The organism is Pseudomonas muyukensis (genome assembly GCF_019139535.1).
GTDB classification, from domain to species: domain Bacteria; phylum Pseudomonadota; class Gammaproteobacteria; order Pseudomonadales; family Pseudomonadaceae; genus Aquipseudomonas; species Aquipseudomonas muyukensis.
The window spans coordinates 4216344-4231591 of the sequence record NZ_CP077073.1 but is presented as its reverse complement, the minus strand read 5'-3'; the positions used below and the strand labels follow the sequence as shown (position 1 = coordinate 4231591).

The window sequence follows — 15248 nt, the reverse complement described above, 5'->3', positions numbered from 1 at the left end:
CGATTTCATAGGCGCTGCATAGCTAACGGCGGACACCTCTGAACGCCAACCCCCCTCCCCAGACAGACACCAGGGAAAGGACCGCGTCAAGGCCGCCAGGCGCCGCATGGATCTAGGCAGACACCTCGTGGCCCTCGCACCCAAGACCTGGAAAGGGCTGGTTCTAAGGCCGGCGCGCCCCCAATGGCGGCGGCCTTACCCGCGAACACCGGCGCAGCCGGTGCCATGCACCGCGTCGGCTGGTTCGCCAGCAAGGCTGGCTCCTACAGAGGGGCGTCTGCGCGAGCTCGGTCCCCCTCAGGCCCGTGCGGGATTGCCGTGCAGGGCCTTGACCTCGGCCTCGGCTCCCGGCAACCACTGCGGGGCGATGCCGAAGGTCTGGAACACGTTGCGGTTGCGCAGCTGGTAATGCTCGGTGCCGGTCAGGTGGTTGATGATGCTGGCGCTGCGCAAGGCGCCCATGGCCAGGTCGGGCGCGCCGACGCCGTGGGAGTGGATCTCGGCGTTCTGCACGTAGATCCGCCCCTTGATGTGCCCTGAGGTCTTCAGGGTGTAGTCGCGATTCACCGCGGCATGGCCCTTGCTGTCGAACTCCAGCCATTGCTCGAGGCTGCGCAGGAACGGCGGGAACACATAGTCGTAACCGGTGGCCAGCACCAGCGCGTCGGTGTCGAAACGAAACCGCTTGTGCATGTCCAGCTGGCGGAAATCCAGGGCCAGGCGCTGGCCGTGGCTGTCGATGCGCTCAAGCTCGGTGCGCGACTGCAGCACCACCGGCACGGGTTTGTCGATCGATTGCAGGTACAGGCAGTCGTAGATGTCCTTGATGGTGTCCAGGGAAATGCCCTTGTACCAGTGGCTTTGCCCTTGCAGCGCCGCCAGGCGGCTGTGCTCGGGCAGGGCATGGAAGTGCTCGGCGTAATCCGGGGAAAAATGTTCCGAGCCGAGCTTGGAGTACTCCATCGCGATGAAGCCGCGGCTGCGCGACAGCCAGTTCAACGCATAGCCATGGCGCGGCTGTTCGCGCAACAGGTCGAGGAAGATCTCCGCGGCGCTCTGGCCACTGCCGACGATGGTGATGTCGCGTCGGGTCTGCAGCGCCTGCTTGTTCTGCAGGTAGGCGCTGGAGTGGATGCAGTTGCCTTGGCCCATCGCCGCATCGGCCATGGCCGGCCAGGTCGGCTCGGTGCCCACCCCCAGCACCAGGTTGCGCCCGCGATAGGTCAGTTGCTGCTGGCTGGCCAGGTCGAGCACCGTCAGGTGGAAAATGTCGTCGATCACTTCCAGCGCCACCACTCGGGACGAGAAGCGGATGTTGTCCATCTGCTCGCTGACCCATTGGCAGTAGCGGTTGTACTCGACCCGCGGCGCGTAGAAGCTCTCGTAGGAGCAGAACTGGTGCAGCCGGCCCTGTTCATGCAGGTAGTTCAGGTAGGTGAAGCGGCTGCGCGGTTCGACCATGGTCACCAGGTCGGCGGTGAATGGCACTTGCAGGGTCGCGTCGCCGATCAGCATGCCGGCATGCCACTCGAAGCGCGGCTTGGCTTCGAAGAACAGGCTGGCGACCTGCTCCAGCGGTTGCAGCAAGGCGCAGAGCCCGAGGTTGAACGGGCCGACGCCCACCCCGAGCAGATCGTAGATGCGATCAGTTGAATGTTTCACGTTGGAGTTTCCATGCCCTGGCTGCCGCTGGCAGCCGTATTCCTTGAACTGAACAGCGCCCAGTGACCCTGCGCCTCAGTCGTTCAACATCTGGTGGTAGGTGATGAAGTCCTGTTCGGCCTGGTAGCCCAGTGACTCGTACAGGGCCTGCGCCGCTGTGTTGCTGCGCGCGGTGTCCAGGCTCAGGCGCTGGGCGCCTTCGGCCTTGAAGGTGGCGCTGAGGTGGTTCATCAGCGTGCGTGCATGGCCGCCGCGGCGGGCGTGGGGCACCACGAACAGGTCGTACAGCCAGTAGAAGCGCTTCATCGCCAGCGAGCAGGTGGCCGGGTACAGCTGGGCGAAGGCGATCGCCTGGTCGTTGTCATCCTGCAGCAGGAAGATCCGCGAGTTGCCGGTTTCCAGGTTCTTTTGCAGAAACGCCCGGGCGGTCGGCAGGTCGTCGGCTTCCTCATAGAACATGCGGTACTGGTTGAACAGGTCCGCGGCGGCATCGAGGTGTTGCAGTTCACAGGCAATGATGGGCATGGCTGGGTCTCGTCTTCAGTGGATCTGGCCGATTTCGATCTGCACGTTGTTGATGTCGCGGAAGAAGAACGCCCGGTACCCTTCCAGCTCGCGGGCGGTGTAGGGCTGCTCGGTGGTGGGGGTGATGCCCATGGCCTTGACCCGCGCGAACACCTCGTCGATGTTGTCGACCATGAACGCCAGGTGGATGCCGCCGGAGTCGTTGTGCTGGGAAATGATATGACGGCCCTTGGAGCTGTGATGCTCGATCAGCTCGAAGTCGCGCTGGCCGATGCGCACCATGCACGAGGTGTAGTCGGGCTTGTGCACATTGATGACCTGGCCCACGCCGTCGCCGCTGATGCGGACCGCCTCTTCGTAGACTTCCACGCAGGTCAGCTGGCGGTAGAAGGCTAGGGTTTCTTCGATGTTCAGGACGGTGAGGCCTACGTGGTTGAGTGTCTCAAGCATGATTACTGGCTCCGGCTTGCAAGGGTGTGGGTGAGGAAGGCAAGGGTGGGGGTTTCGAGGAAATCGATGAAGTCGACCAGCTCGCCGAACTCGGTTTCCACCGCGGACAACAGGTGCATGATGTTGATCGACGAACCGCCCAAGGCGCGGAAATCCGACGCCGGGCTCAGCGAGGCCAGCGGCACGTGCAATTCGTTGGCCCAGAGCTCGGCCAGGCGCGCGAAGGTGTCGCCGTGGTCTTGGCTGCCGGCCTGCGCTTGCGCGGCCGGAACCTGAGCGGGCAACTGGCCCAGGTCGACCTTGCCGTTGGGCTTGTAGGGCATGGCCGCCAGGCGCACCACCTGCTGGGGCACCTTGTAGTCCGGCAAGTGCTGGCCCAACTGGTCGCGCAGCTGTGGGCTGCTCAAGGGCGCTGGCGCGACGATATAGGCCACCAGCCCGGCCTGCGGGTCGGCGGTCACCGCCACTTCCTGGTAGCCCAGGCGCTGCAGCGCCGCTTCGATTTCCTCCAGCTCGATACGATAGCCGCGCACCTTCACCTGCCGGTCGAGGCGGCCGAGGAAGTGGATTTCGCCGTCGGCGCCGCGCTGCACCAGGTCACCGCTGCGGTACAGCCGCGAGGCGTCCAGGGCCGGCAGGCTGATAAAGCGCTCGGCGCTGCTGGCAGGGTCGTCCAGGTAGCCGGCGGCCAGGGCCAGGCCGGCGATATGCAGCTCGCCCTGTTCGGCCGGGCGCTGCTGTTCGTCGAGCACGTACAGGCGCACGCCACCGATCGCCTGGCCGATGTTCTGCGCGGCGGTGTTGGCGCCCATGCGCTTGCAGCTGACCAGCACCGTGGCCTCGGTCGGGCCATAGAGGTTGTACAGGCGTCGGCCCTGCGACCAGGCCTCGATGGCGCGCGGGTGGCAGGCTTCGCCGCCGGTCAGCACGGTGGCCAGGCTGGGGAAGCGGGCGGGGTCGAAGATGGTCAGCAGCGGTGGCGGCAGAAACGCCTGGGTCACGCCGTGGCGGGCGCAGAAGGCCGCCAGCGCGGCTTCGGACATCCGCTCCTGGTCGCTGGCGATGCACAAGGCGGCGCCGCTGAGCAGGGTCGGGAAGATATCCAGCACCGAGGCATCGAAGTTGATGGTCGAGTACTGCAGCACCCGCGCGCCTGGGCCCAGGTCGAAGGCCGCGATGGCCCAGTCGACCAGGTTGAGCAGGCTCAGGTGAGTGACGCTGACCCCTTTCGGGCGCCCGGTGGAGCCCGAGGTGAAGATGGTGTAGGCGATGTCGCTGGCAATGCTGGCCGCTGGCGCAGGGGCGGGGAGGTCGGCCTGGCCATGGGCTTGCAACCACTGCGGGGTCAGCACCAACGCGCAGCGGCAGCGCTCGCGCAACTGCTGGCGGCTGTCTTCGTTCAAGGCCGGGTCGATCGGCACATAGCTGGCGCCCGTGCGCAGGATGGCCAGCAGCGCGACATACAGGTCGATGCCCTTGCCCAGGGACAGGCCGATCTTGTCGGTGGGCGCGATGGCCCGGCCATGCTCGCGGGCAACCTGGTCCTGCAACTGCGCCGCCATGGCCTCGACCCGGGCCAGCAACCCGGCGTAGTCGAGCTGTTGCTCGCCGGCAATCAGGGCGGGCTGGCGTGGGTGGCGCTGGGCGCTGGCGTACAAGCGCTGGATTACGCAAGTCATCGGCGCGGCCCTCAGGCGTCCAGGCGCGTGACCAGGCACGCCCCCAGCTGGAACGGCCCGGTGCTGAACAGCAAGGCATGCTCGCCCGCTTGCAGCGTGCCTGCGCTGTGCAGGTGGCTGAGGTTGATCAGGTTGTCGGCGCTGAAGCAGTGGGCATGGCGGGCCAACGGCGCGGTCACCGCCTTGCTGAAGCTGATACCGGCCAGCTGGCAGAACAGCCGGGTCGCCTCGAGGGTGTAGTTGTTGCAAATGAAATGCTGCACAGCGCGCGGGGCGAGCTCGGCTTGCTGGCAGGCCTGCTTGACCAGCGCGGCGATGCTGCGCATGTCGGTGTCGTTGGAGAAGTGCTCGATCTGCTCGGTGTTGGCGCTGTACTGCACCTTGCCGCGCAGGGCGTACTGCATGCGGGTCGGCTCGCGGCTGACAACGCAGGCCGCGGCAGCGTCGCCGGTGACGTAGACGAAGTCGCTGCCCTCGCCATACACCCGTTGCAGGGCGTCGCCGGCCTGGTCGAAGGTGACCAGCAGCACCTGCTCGGCCTCGCCGCTGGCAGTCAGCGCCGCGGCCAGTTTCAGGCCGGCATGAAAGCCCGCGCAGCCGGCCAGGCCGACGCTGTAGAACGGCACGGTCTGCATGTGCAGGGTGCGGCCGAGCTCGGCGAGCCACTGGGCGTCGAGGGTGTTCTGGGCATCGAGCTGGCCCGATACCAGCAGCACCGCGCCGATGTCGCCGGGCTGGCGGCCACTGTCGGCCAAGGCACGGGTCACCGCGCGGGTCACCAGCTCCCAGGGCTGGCCAGGGTGATGGGAAAAACAGCGCACGCCATTGGCTGCCGATTGCAGCAGCGCGCGTGTCTGTGGCGCCATCTGCGCCGCTTCGATGTCCACGGCTTGGCCGGTTTCACAGGCGATGCCGCCCAGGTAAACGGTTGGGGTCACGATTCGCTCATCTTGTTCAAAGGGTGAAGGCAAGCCCGCGCCAACGCTGCCGAGGGGATGCGAGCGCAGGCACCCGGCGCCGGGTGGCGGCGGGTGTGGGGTTATCAGTGGGTCAGTCTTTCCAGTACAGCGGGTGGCGGACCGTCACCTTGGTGATGGTGCCCGGCTGTTTCCAGATGCCCTTGAAACCTTGTGGCAGGACGAAGATATCGCCGGCCTGGTAGTGCTTCTGGGTGCCATCGGCTTCGCTGATCTGGACTTGCCCGCTGATCAGCTGGATGACTTCGGTCTCGGGCCAGCCGTGCAGTTGCAGCTCCACCGGCGGGATTTCGCAGACCTCGACCGCGGCCTGTTCACCGGGGGCGGTGAAGGGCGAGAGGCAGCGGTAGCTGTAATGGGTGCCCTTGAGCGCCGTATAGAATTCGGAGGTGTCCGGGGTGGTCACGGACGGCACGCTGGCCGGCACGCTGCGCGGGATCGACAGGGTGCTGGGGGATGGCGCTGCAGGGGCGCTGCCGGTGCTGGCGAAAACGGCCGAACTGGCGGCGAGCAACACACAGGCGAGAGGGATTGCGGACAGGCGAGACACGCGTATTGCCTCCTTGGCAACTCTTATTCTTCCATGGGCTTTTCAAAAAAAAGCACGCGAAGATAGTCTGCTGGCAAAGCGATGTCAAACGCCTGTGGCGTGGCTAGTCGAGCAAGGTGTTGCGCTGCTCGAGCCAGTGCTCGAAGCATTCGAAGGTGGCCACTGCGGCCTGCAGCGCCCGGGCTTCGCTGTCGGGCTGGTGGGCGAAGGCGCCGAGCCTGCCGAGGAAGCTGCGCCAGTGCGTGCCGGTCAGCGGGCCGTAGACGTCGAGAAAAGCGCCGCCGCTGGCCGCGTCGATGCCCAGGCGTTCGGCCATGGCCTGCTTGAGCACCTGGCCGCCGAGGGTGGAACCCTCGAGCACGTACATCACCCCCAGGGCACTGGCCTCGTCATCGATCCGCGGCAGCTGCTGGCAGCGCGGCAAGGCCTCGAGCTCGACGCCAAGGCTGCGCAGGTCCTGGGCCAGGGCTGGAGTCTTGGCGCGCTCGCGCCCCTGGTAGCCGGCCAGGCGGGCCTCCAGTGGCGCGTGGAAGCCGTGGTAGGCGGCCATCAGGTCGCGGTAGCGCGCCAGGTCGAAGCCTGCGCTGAAAAACGGCAGGCGCGCCTCTAGCCGCTTGTGGCTGGCACGGGTGGCTGCGCGCAGGGCGAGCAGCAACGATTGGGGCGTATCAGGCATGGCTGGGGAATCTGGCGGGCGAGGGCCGATAGTGACAGATCGCTACCTGCCTGTCCTGGCCTGCCTTGCCGGCGCACACCGGCGCAGCCGGTGCCACCATCAGCCGTCGCCTCAGAACGCCAGCTTGTAGCCGATCAGCAACAGCATGGTCGCCAGGCATGGCCGCAGCACCCGGTCGGAGATGCGCCCGGTCAGGTGGCTGCCCAGGTAGATCCCCGGCAGCGAACCCAGCAGCAGGTAGCCCAGCAGCGACCAGTCCATGTTGCCCATGCCGGCGTGGCCCAGGCCGGCGACCAGGGTCAGCGGCACGGCGTGGGCGATCTCGGTGCCGACCAGGCGGCGGGTGACCAGGAACGGGTAGAGCAGGAACAGCGCCACGGTGCCCAGGGCGCCGGCGCCGATGGAGGTGAGGGTGACCATCACCCCCAGCACCACGCCGGTGACCACGGTGAGGGTGTTCAGGGTGCGGTCGCTGAGGTGGTAGTGATCGCCGGCGTGCTTGCTGGCGAAGGCCTGCAGCTTGGACTTGAACAGGATCGCCAGGGCCGTGAGGATCAGCACCACCGCCAGGCCTTGCTTGATGATGGCGTTGAGCGCCGAGGTGTCGGCGTGCAGGGTGCTGAGGAACCACAGGGTCAGGGCTGCCGCGGGCACGCTGCCCAGGCTCAGCCAGCCGGTGATCTTCCAGTCGATGTTCTTGTTGCGGCCATGCACCCAGACGCCACTGGCCTTGGTGATGGCGGCGTAGAGCAGGTCGGTGCCCACAGCGGTGGCTGGGTTGATGCCGAACCACAGCAGGATCGGGGTCATCAGCGAGCCGCCGCCGACGCCGGTCATGCCGACGATGAAACCGACAACCAGCCCGGCAATGGTGAAACCGAAAGAACCTACATCCATACGCTACTCGACGCCCAGCTTTGCCCGTGATCGGATGCTGCCCAGCATATAGATTTTTTTATAGCCAAATAGACTTGTTCGTTATTAGGTTATAACCGCTCGCTGGCGGCCTGCGCCTCTTCCTGTAGGAGCGTCGCGAAGGGCTGCGCAGCGGCCCCAGGATTTCCGTATTGGGCAAAGATCGCCGGGGCCGCTGCGCAGCCCTTTCGCGGCACAAGACCGCTCCTACAAGGCCCAGATCGTCAACGATCGGTCATCACCACCATCACCTGCGCATCGCCGCCATCCTCGCTCTCCGACAGGTAGATATGCCCCACCTGGCTGTCGAAATAGGCAGTCTCCTGCGGCCCGATGCTCACCGCCTCGCCGGTCTCGAACTCGATGCGCACCCGCCCGCTGATGACCATGGCGAACTCCTGCCCAGGGTGGCGGATGAAATCGGCGAACTGGCCGCGTTCGCGGGCGATGATGCGGGCATAGGCCGGGGTCATGCGCCGTTCCGGGAAAGCCCCGGCGAGCGGGTAGTAGTCGTAGGTGCCGGTGGCGTAACCGGCCACGGCGCTTAGCGAGTCGACCACCACGCTGGCCGGTTGCGCCGCCACGCTCGGGCTGCTGGCGCGAAACAGCTGGGCGATGTCCAGGTTCAGCGCGCGGGCGACCGCGGCCAGTTTCTCGTAGCTTACCGACACCTGCGCCAGCTCCATCTTCGACAAGGTCGACAGCGGCACGCCGCTTTGCGCCGACAGTTGCTTGAGGGTCATCTGCCGGCGCTTGCGCAGCTGGCGCAGGCGCGCGCCGACCGCGCTGCGGTCGAGTTGGGGGCCGGTGGCGGGGGTGTCGGGCATCGGGGTACTCAGGCAGGTCTTTGGTCGGGCATCTTACCGTGTCGGCTTGCACAATCCGAAATTCTCATATATTAGAATTCTCACAAATGATAATTAGCCCGACAGGAACGCGCATGGGACCGATCCACGACACCTTGATCATTGGCGCCGGCATTGCCGGTGCTTCCCTGGGCTACCGCCTGGCCGGCCAGCGCCAGGTGCTGATGCTCGAGCGCGAGGCGCAGCCGGGCTACCACTCCACCGGGCGCTCGGCGGCGATGTTCATGGAGGCCTACGGCACCCCGCAGATCCAGGCGCTGACTCGCGCCAGCCGGGCGTTCTACCAGCAGCCGCCGACGGGTTTCTGCGAGCATCCGCTGCTGGAACCGCGCGGCTGCCTGTATGTGGCCGACCTTGCGCAACGCGACCTGCTGGAGGCGACCTACGCGCAGAACCTGGCCAACGGCACCGCCGTCCGCCTGCTCGACCGCGAGGCGGCGCTGGCACTGGTGCCGAGCCTGCGCGCTGAACGGCTGGCCGGGGCGGTGCACGAAACCGGCGCCATGGACCTGGACGTGCATGCCCTGCACCAGGGCTTCCTGCGCGGTTTCCGCCAGGCCGGTGGCGAACTGCGCTGCAACGCCGAAGTGGCCCGGGCCCATTACCTGGACCCGCTGTGGCAGATCGAGCTGGCCGATGGCAGCCGACTGCGCGCGCGGCAGTTGGTCAACGCCGCCGGGGCCTGGGCCGACCAGGTGGCCGAGCAGTGCGGCGTGGCCAGGGTTGGCCTGCAACCCTGCCGGCGCAGCGCCTTCACCTTCCCTGGCCCCGCCCAGCACGACTTCGCCCGTTGGCCGGCGGTGATCGGGGTCGACGAGAGCTTCTACTTCAAGCCCGACGCCGGCCAGTTGCTCGGCTCACCGGCCAACGCCGACCCGGTCGAGCCCCAGGACGCCGCCCCGGAAGAGCTGGACCTGGCCCTGGGCATCTACAACATCGAAGCCATGACCACCCTCGAGATCCGCCGCCCGAGCCACAGCTGGGCGGGCCTGCGCTCGTTCGTCGCCGATGGCGACCTGGTGATCGGCTTCGACCCGCTGGCACCGGCGTTCTTCTGGCTGGCCGCGCAGGGCGGCTATGGCATCCAGTCCGCTGCCGGGGCCTCGCGCCTGGCCGCCGACCTGCTGCTGGGCCAGCCGCTGTGTGCCAGCCTTGTCCGCCAGGGCGTCGAGCCTGCTCGGCTGTCCCCGGCACGTTTCAGCCAACCTTCCATGGAGACTACCCATGAGCAATGACATCCAGCGTTTTCCCAGCAGCCTGCCGTTTCCTTTCTCCCGCGCGGTGAAAGCCGGTGGCTTCCTGTTCCTGTCCGGGCAGATCCCGATGAACGCCGATGGCGAGGTGGTCAAGGGCGATATCCAGGCCCAGACCCGCGCCGCCTGTGAGCGTATCGGCGAGAGCCTGGCAGCCTGCGGCGCGGGTTTCGACCAGGTGGTGAAAGCCACCGTGTGGCTGTCGGACATGAGCCACTTCGCCGGTTTCAACGAGGTGTACAAGGCATTCTTCGGCGCGGCGTTGCCGGTGCGTTCGACCGTGGCCTCGGCGCTGGCGCTGGGGGTGGATGTGGAAATCGAGGTGCAGGCCTATCTCGGCCAGGCGTGAATGACCCAGGGCCGCGCCGCGGCCCATCGCCGGCAAGCCGGCTCCTACCCTGAGCGCGATACAACAATAAGAACCAGAGGTGCACATGCAAGAGCAGCTGAAGATCGCCGGCGCATTCGTCGGCGTGATCGTGGGGGCGGGCTTCGCGTCCGGGCGGGAACTGCTGTTGTTCTTCGTCGATTTCGGCCTGTGGGGCCTGGTCGGCGCGCTGGTCAGCGCCGCCTTGTTCACCTTCCTCGGCATGGCCCTGGCCGGGTTGGGCAACCGCCTGCGGGCCACTTCGCACAAGGCCGTCATCGAGGCCATCTGCGGCCGTCACCTGGGCCGTTTCGTCGACTGGCTCATCACCTTCTTCATGTTCGGCGTGACCGTGGTCATGCTCGCCGGGGGCGGCGCCTTGCTCGAGCAGCAGTTCGGCATTGCGGCGCTGGCCGGCAGCGTGCTGGTCACCGTGCTGGTGGTGGCCATCGTCTGCCTGGAGGTGCAAAAGGTCATGGTCGCCATCGGCGCGATCACCCCGCTGTTGATCCTGGTGGCATCGGCCATCGCCTTGTACGCCGTGTGCAGCCGCAGCCAGAGCTTCGCCGCCCTCGACCAGCTGGCCAGCCAGCAGGTGGCCGGCGCGCGGCATTGGTTGCTCGGGGCGTTCCTGTATGTGTCCTACAACATCGTCGCCGGGGCGCCGATCCTGGCGATTCTCGGCGGCTCGGCGCGCACGGGCCGGGTGGCGGTGGTCGGCGGCCTGCTCGGTGGCGCGGCGCTGGGCGGCTTGATGCTGGTGATGAGCGCGGGGTTGCTGTCGCGCCTGGACAGCGTGGCCGCCTTGCCGATGCCGATGCTGTCGATTGCCAGCGAGGTGTCGCCGCTGCTGGGGTTGCTGATGTGCCTGATCATCTTCGGCATGATCGTCAACACCGCCGTGGGCACGCTGTTCTCGTTCCTGTCGCGGTTGCTGCCGGCAGGCACGGCGAAGTTTCGCTGGGCGGCGGTGGTGACCGGGGGCGTGGGGTTCGCGTGCAGCCTGGTGGGGTTCATCAGCCTGGTGGGGCAGGTGTATCCGCTGTTCGGCTACCTGGGGCTGGTGCTGATGGTGGCGGTGCTGGTGGGCTGGCTGCGGCGGGGCAAGGCGGGGAGGGTGGCGGTGGTTTGACCGGCGTCTTCGCCGGCAAGGCCGACGCCTACACGGGATTGCTGTAGGAGCCGGCCGGCCAGCCACCGCGTCGCCTGGGTTCGCCAGCAAGGCTGGCTCCTACGGGTTGCAGGGGCGCGACTGCCGTAGGAGCCGGCCTTGCCGGCGAAACGGGTGGCTTAGATGCGGAAGCTGCCCACCAGCTGCTTCAGGCGCCCGGCCTGCTGGCTCAGGGCGTCGCAGTGGCGCAGGGTTTCGTTGAGGTTCTCCACCCCTTGCTGGTTCAGCGCGTTGATCTGGGTGATGTCCAGGTTCAGGCTCTCGACCACGGCGGTCTGTTCCTCGGTGGCGGTGGCCACCGACTGGTTCATGCCGTCGATCTCGCCGATGCGCTGGGTCACGCTGGCCAAGCGCTCGCCGGCCTGGTTGGCCACCTGCACGGTCTGCTCGCTGGACACCTGGCTGGTGTTCATGGTGTGCACCGCCTCGCGCGAGCCCACCTGCAGGCTGGTGATCATGCGGTGGATTTCTTCGGCCGATTCCTGGGTCCGGTGGGCCAGGTTGCGCACCTCGTCGGCGACCACGGCGAAGCCACGGCCGGCTTCACCGGCACGGGCCGCCTCGATCGCGGCGTTGAGCGCCAGCAGGTTGGTCTGCTGGGAAATGCCCTTGATCACGTCGAGGATCTTGCCGATCTCGTCGGTGCTGGCGTTGAGGGTCTCGATCTGCTCGCACGACTCGCTGATGCGCTCGGACAGCGCGGTCATGGCGCTGATCGCTTCCTCGACCACTTCGCGGCCACCGTTGGCCTGCTCGCTGGCGCCGCTGGCGTGCTGCGAGGCATCGGCGGCGTTGCGGGCGATTTCCTGGGTGGCGGCGCCCAGCTCGTTGATCGCCGCGGCGACGCTGTTGGTGCGCATGCTCTGCTCTTCGGAGCCAGACAGCGAGGCGTTGGAGGCACCGACGACTTTTTCCGACAGGTCGTGGACCAGGCGGGTGGCCGAGGACACTTCGCTGATCGAGGCGTGGATACGCTCGACGAAGCGGTTGAACGAGGTGGCCAGTTCGCCGAACTCGTCCTTCTGCTCGACGGTCAGGCGGCGGGTCAGGTCGCCTTCACCTTCGGCGATGTCCTGCATGGCGCGGCCCATGGTGGTCAGCGGACGCATCAGCACCGGGATCAGCAGGCCCAGCAGGCCGGCGATGACGGCCACGGCGATGAGCATGGCGATGATGGCCGAGGTGCGGAACTGGCTCAGCGGGGCGTAGGCCTTTTCTTTGTCGATCGACAGGCCGATGTACCACTGTGCCGACGGCAGGCCGTCCACCGGGGCGAAGGAGATGATGCGGTCCTTGCCATCGAGGCTGACTTCCTGGATGCCGGTTTCCACCCGCAGCGGCGAGCCTGGGTAGATGTCCTTGAGGTTCTTCATCACCCGGTCCTTGTCCGGGCTGACGATCACCTGGCCATTACGGTCCACCAGGAACGCGTGGCCCAGGCCACCGAAGTCCACGGCATTGATGATGTCGACCAGGGTGTTCAGGCTCAGGTCGCCGCCGACCACGCCGATCAGCTCGCCGCTGGACTTGGCCTTGACCGGCATGGCGATGGTCACCACCAGGCCACCGACCGCGGCCATGTAGGGCGGGGTCAGCATGGTCTGGTTGGCGGCCACGGCCTGGGTGTACCAGGGGCGCTGACGCGGGTCGTAGCCGTCAGGCATCTTGGCGTCGGGGCGCTGGGTGAACAGGCCGGTGTTCTGGCCGAAGTAGGTGAACTGGAAGTTGCTGGTGTACGACGGCTGGTCGACCAGCCCCGGCACGTTGTTGCCAGCGCCTTGCTGGGCGATGTCCTGGGCCAGGTTTTCCAGCACCAGGATGCGCCCGCTCATCCAGTTCTGCACGCTGCTGGCGGTTTGCGCGCCAGCCTGACGCACCGACGACTCGATGTTCTGGCGGATGGTGTTGCGTTGCAGGTAATCGTTGTAGAGGGTGAACAGCGCGAAGGCCAGGACCACGACGGCGCAGGCACTGAGCAGGATCTTGTGGCGGAATTTCAGGTTCATGTTTCGAGACCTTGAGCCAGTGAAAGGAGGGCGCCGCGCGCTTGTGGCACGAGTGGCGGGACCTGTTGCCACGGTTATCGGCCGCTTTTGAAAAATGTTGAAAGACTAAATGTCGCAGTTGTTGGCGGATACGCCATAAGGTCGTGACAAATTATTGCGGCGACAGCAAGCCGACCAAGGCCCGGGCGGCCTGGCCGAGGGCTTGCTGCTTGAGCCAGAAGGCGTGCACCGGCAGTTGCAGCTCGTTGCGGGTGTTCTGGAAGCGCAGGCGCACCAGGCGCCCGGCGGCCAGCGCCGGGGCGATCCGCGACAACGGCAGGTCGCCCCAGCCCAGGCCGGCCTCGACCATCTGCACCGCCAGGTCGAGGCTGTCGGTGCGCCAGTGCGAGGTGCCGATCAACGAGCGGGGGTCGGACAACGGCAGGTCGCGGCTGCGGACCAGGATCTGGCGCAGGCTGACCAGGTCCTCGAGGTGGCGGATACGCCCTTCGCGCAGGGCAGGGTGGTGGGGCGACAGGGTGGCCACCAATGACTCCATGGCGATGTACTGGAAGCTGCGCCGGGCATCGACCTGCAACCCGGCAAAGGCCAGGCACAGGTTGACCCGGCCGCTGTCGAGCAGTTGCAGGGCCTCCTCCTGGGGCGCGGCCAGCAGCTCGATGTCCAGCAGTGGGTAGCGCTCGCCCAGGCGGCTGATGGCCGTGAGCAGCGGGCGTTGGTCGATATCCGGCACCACGGCGATGGCCAGGCTGCTTTCCAGCCCGCGGGACAGCTCCAGGGCATGCACCTGCAGCAGGCCCAGTTGCTCGGCGATCAACCGCGCGTGGGGTTCCAGGGCCTGGGCCTGGGCGGTGGGGCGCGCCTCGCGCGAGCCGCGCAGGAACAGCGGGTAGCCCAGCTCCGCCTCGAGGTTGCCGATGGCCATGCTGACCGCCGAGGGCACGCGCCCGCAGGCCCGGGCGGCAGCGGAAAACGAACCGCGGTCGAGCACGGCGAGGAACAGCAGGATGGTGTCGCTGGAAAAGTTCATGGCAGTCTCCTTTCAGTAAATCTGAAAGCTGCCAACTTTTTCTGTCAAGACCATTGATGCATCCTGCGCGCCTTTCGTGAAACCCGCAGTCAAGGTAACCCCCGTGCAAGGACTCAAACGCAAACTGGTCTACGTGACCTTCTATGAACTGATCGGCCTGTGCATGTCGACCCTGGGGCTGGCCTACCTGTCCGATACCCAGGCCTCGCACACCGGCCCCCTGGCGGTGATGATCACCACCATCGCCATGGCCTGGAACTTCATCTACAACAGCCTGTTCGAGTACTGGGAAAGCCGCCAGGCCACCCGCGGGCGCAGCGTGGCGCGGCGGGTGGCCCATGCGGTTGGTTTCCAGCTGACCCTGGTGGTGTACCTGATCCCGCTGATCGCCTGGTGGCTGGGCATGAGCTTGCTGGAGGCGTTCGTGGTGGACCTGGCGTTCATCATCCTGATCCCTTGCTACACCTTCCTCTACAACTGGGCGTTCGACCGGATCTTCGGCCTGCCGACCTCGGCCATGGCGGCGGCCTGACACCGGCATGGCCGGTGCCAGCCACTGGCCAGCAAGCTGGCCTACGGGCATTGCAGGCCGTAATCGGCGTAGGAGCCGGCCTTGCCGGCGAACACCGGCGTTGCCGGTGCCATCCTCCGCATCGCCTGGTTCGCCAGCAAGGCTGGCTCCTACGGGCATTGCAGGCCGTAATCGGCGTAGGAGCCGGCTTGCCGGCGAACACCGGCGTTGCCGGTGCCATCCTCCGCATCGCCTGGCTCGCCAGCAAGCTGGCTACGGGTGTTGCAGGCCATAATCGGCGTAGGAGCCGGCCTTGCCGGCGAACACCGGCGTTGCCGGTGCCATCCTCCGCATCGCCTGGTTCGCCAGCAAGGCTGGCTCCTACGGGCATTGCAGGCCGTAATCGGCGTAGGAGCCGGCGTAGCCGGCGAACACCGGCGTAGCCGGTGCCATCCACCGCGTCGCCTGGCTCGCCAGCAAGGCCGGCTACGGACATTGCAGGGCCGCAACCGGCGTAGGCGCCGGCCCCGGCGATCTTTGCATAAGGGCTGAAATCCAGGGGCTGCTGCGCAGCCCTTTTCGCGACGCAAGGCCGCTTCTACAGGGGCGT

Annotated in this window: 15 protein-coding genes and 1 pseudogene; 4 read left to right on the top strand and 12 right to left on the bottom strand. The window is 66.8% G+C overall.

Translation table 11 applies throughout. The features are described 5' to 3' along the window. Nucleotides 1-297: 297 nt before the first annotated feature. The 9 genes from KSS95_RS18620 to KSS95_RS18580 form a co-directional block, all read right to left on the bottom strand. Nucleotides 298-1662 carry a lysine N(6)-hydroxylase/L-ornithine N(5)-oxygenase family protein gene (locus tag KSS95_RS18620; protein WP_217848572.1) on the bottom strand — a complete coding sequence of 455 codons (1365 nt, stop codon included), beginning with the start codon at nucleotides 1660-1662 and terminating at the stop codon, nucleotides 298-300. Nucleotides 1663-1737: 75 nt separating this feature from the next. Next, nucleotides 1738-2187 (bottom strand): GNAT family N-acetyltransferase, encoded by a 450-nt coding sequence (locus KSS95_RS18615; protein WP_217848571.1) that lies wholly within the window; start codon nucleotides 2185-2187, stop codon nucleotides 1738-1740. 15 nt (nucleotides 2188-2202) lie between these two features. After that, on the bottom strand, nucleotides 2203-2637 hold the full coding sequence (locus KSS95_RS18610; protein ID WP_217848570.1) for a VOC family protein: 435 nt from the start codon (nucleotides 2635-2637) through the stop codon (nucleotides 2203-2205). Nucleotides 2638-2639: 2 nt separating this feature from the next. Continuing rightward, complete coding sequence (locus KSS95_RS18605; RefSeq protein ID WP_217848569.1) at nucleotides 2640-4316, bottom strand: non-ribosomal peptide synthetase; 1677 nt, start codon at nucleotides 4314-4316, stop codon at nucleotides 2640-2642. Between the two features lie 11 nt (nucleotides 4317-4327). Then, nucleotides 4328-5254 (bottom strand): 3-oxoacyl-[acyl-carrier-protein] synthase III C-terminal domain-containing protein, encoded by a 927-nt coding sequence (locus tag KSS95_RS18600; RefSeq protein ID WP_225935530.1) that lies wholly within the window; start codon nucleotides 5252-5254, stop codon nucleotides 4328-4330. A gap of 112 nt (nucleotides 5255-5366) precedes the next feature. After that, complete coding sequence (locus KSS95_RS24610; RefSeq protein ID WP_225935529.1) at nucleotides 5367-5843, bottom strand: cupin domain-containing protein; 477 nt, start codon at nucleotides 5841-5843, stop codon at nucleotides 5367-5369. Nucleotides 5844-5946: 103 nt separating this feature from the next. Further along, nucleotides 5947-6519, bottom strand: a complete 573-nt coding sequence (locus tag KSS95_RS18590) for a biliverdin-producing heme oxygenase (protein WP_217848568.1) — start codon at nucleotides 6517-6519, stop codon at nucleotides 5947-5949. A gap of 111 nt (nucleotides 6520-6630) precedes the next feature. Beyond that, the gene (locus KSS95_RS18585; protein WP_217848567.1) at nucleotides 6631-7416 is read right to left on the bottom strand and encodes a sulfite exporter TauE/SafE family protein; all 786 of its coding nucleotides are present in this window, start codon (nucleotides 7414-7416) and stop codon (nucleotides 6631-6633) included. 242 nt (nucleotides 7417-7658) lie between these two features. Further along, nucleotides 7659-8261, bottom strand: a complete 603-nt coding sequence (locus tag KSS95_RS18580) for a helix-turn-helix domain-containing protein (RefSeq protein WP_217848565.1) — start codon at nucleotides 8259-8261, stop codon at nucleotides 7659-7661. A gap of 113 nt (nucleotides 8262-8374) precedes the next feature. Between KSS95_RS18580 and KSS95_RS18575 the strand changes: the two genes are divergently transcribed. The 3 genes from KSS95_RS18575 (at nucleotide 8375) to KSS95_RS18565 (ending at nucleotide 11052) form a co-directional block, all read left to right on the top strand. Beyond that, complete coding sequence (locus tag KSS95_RS18575; RefSeq protein WP_217848563.1) at nucleotides 8375-9535, top strand: NAD(P)/FAD-dependent oxidoreductase; 1161 nt, start codon at nucleotides 8375-8377, stop codon at nucleotides 9533-9535. Then, nucleotides 9525-9902 carry a RidA family protein gene (locus KSS95_RS18570; RefSeq protein WP_217848561.1) on the top strand — a complete coding sequence of 126 codons (378 nt, stop codon included), beginning with the start codon at nucleotides 9525-9527 and terminating at the stop codon, nucleotides 9900-9902. Before KSS95_RS18575 ends, KSS95_RS18570 begins: the two co-directional genes overlap by 11 nt. Nucleotides 9903-9987: 85 nt before the next feature. Then, on the top strand, nucleotides 9988-11052 hold the full coding sequence (locus KSS95_RS18565) for a YkvI family membrane protein (protein ID WP_217848559.1): 1065 nt from the start codon (nucleotides 9988-9990) through the stop codon (nucleotides 11050-11052). Nucleotides 11053-11210: 158 nt separating this feature from the next. Here the strand turns inward: KSS95_RS18565 and KSS95_RS24895 are convergent, their stop codons facing one another. The 3 genes and pseudogenes from KSS95_RS24895 to KSS95_RS18555 all read right to left on the bottom strand — a co-directional run bounded on the left by KSS95_RS24895 (nucleotide 11211) and on the right by KSS95_RS18555 (nucleotide 14127). After that, entirely contained in the window at nucleotides 11211-11951 is a 741-nt protein-coding gene (locus KSS95_RS24895) for a methyl-accepting chemotaxis protein (RefSeq protein WP_372239487.1), read from the bottom strand. Nucleotides 11952-12065: 114 nt separating this feature from the next. Beyond that, nucleotides 12066-13097 (bottom strand): annotated as a pseudogene (locus KSS95_RS24890) (HAMP domain-containing protein); the annotation flags it as partial. 151 nt (nucleotides 13098-13248) lie between these two features. Then, a complete protein-coding gene (locus KSS95_RS18555) occupies nucleotides 13249-14127 on the bottom strand; it encodes a LysR family transcriptional regulator (protein ID WP_217848555.1) in 879 nt (292 codons plus the stop codon). A 103-nt stretch (nucleotides 14128-14230) separates the two neighbouring features. On the opposite strand from KSS95_RS18555, the gene KSS95_RS18550 reads away from it, so the two are divergent. Continuing rightward, a complete protein-coding gene (locus tag KSS95_RS18550) occupies nucleotides 14231-14659 on the top strand; it encodes a PACE efflux transporter (RefSeq protein ID WP_217848553.1) in 429 nt (142 codons plus the stop codon). The last annotated feature ends 589 nt before the right edge of the window (nucleotides 14660-15248 follow it).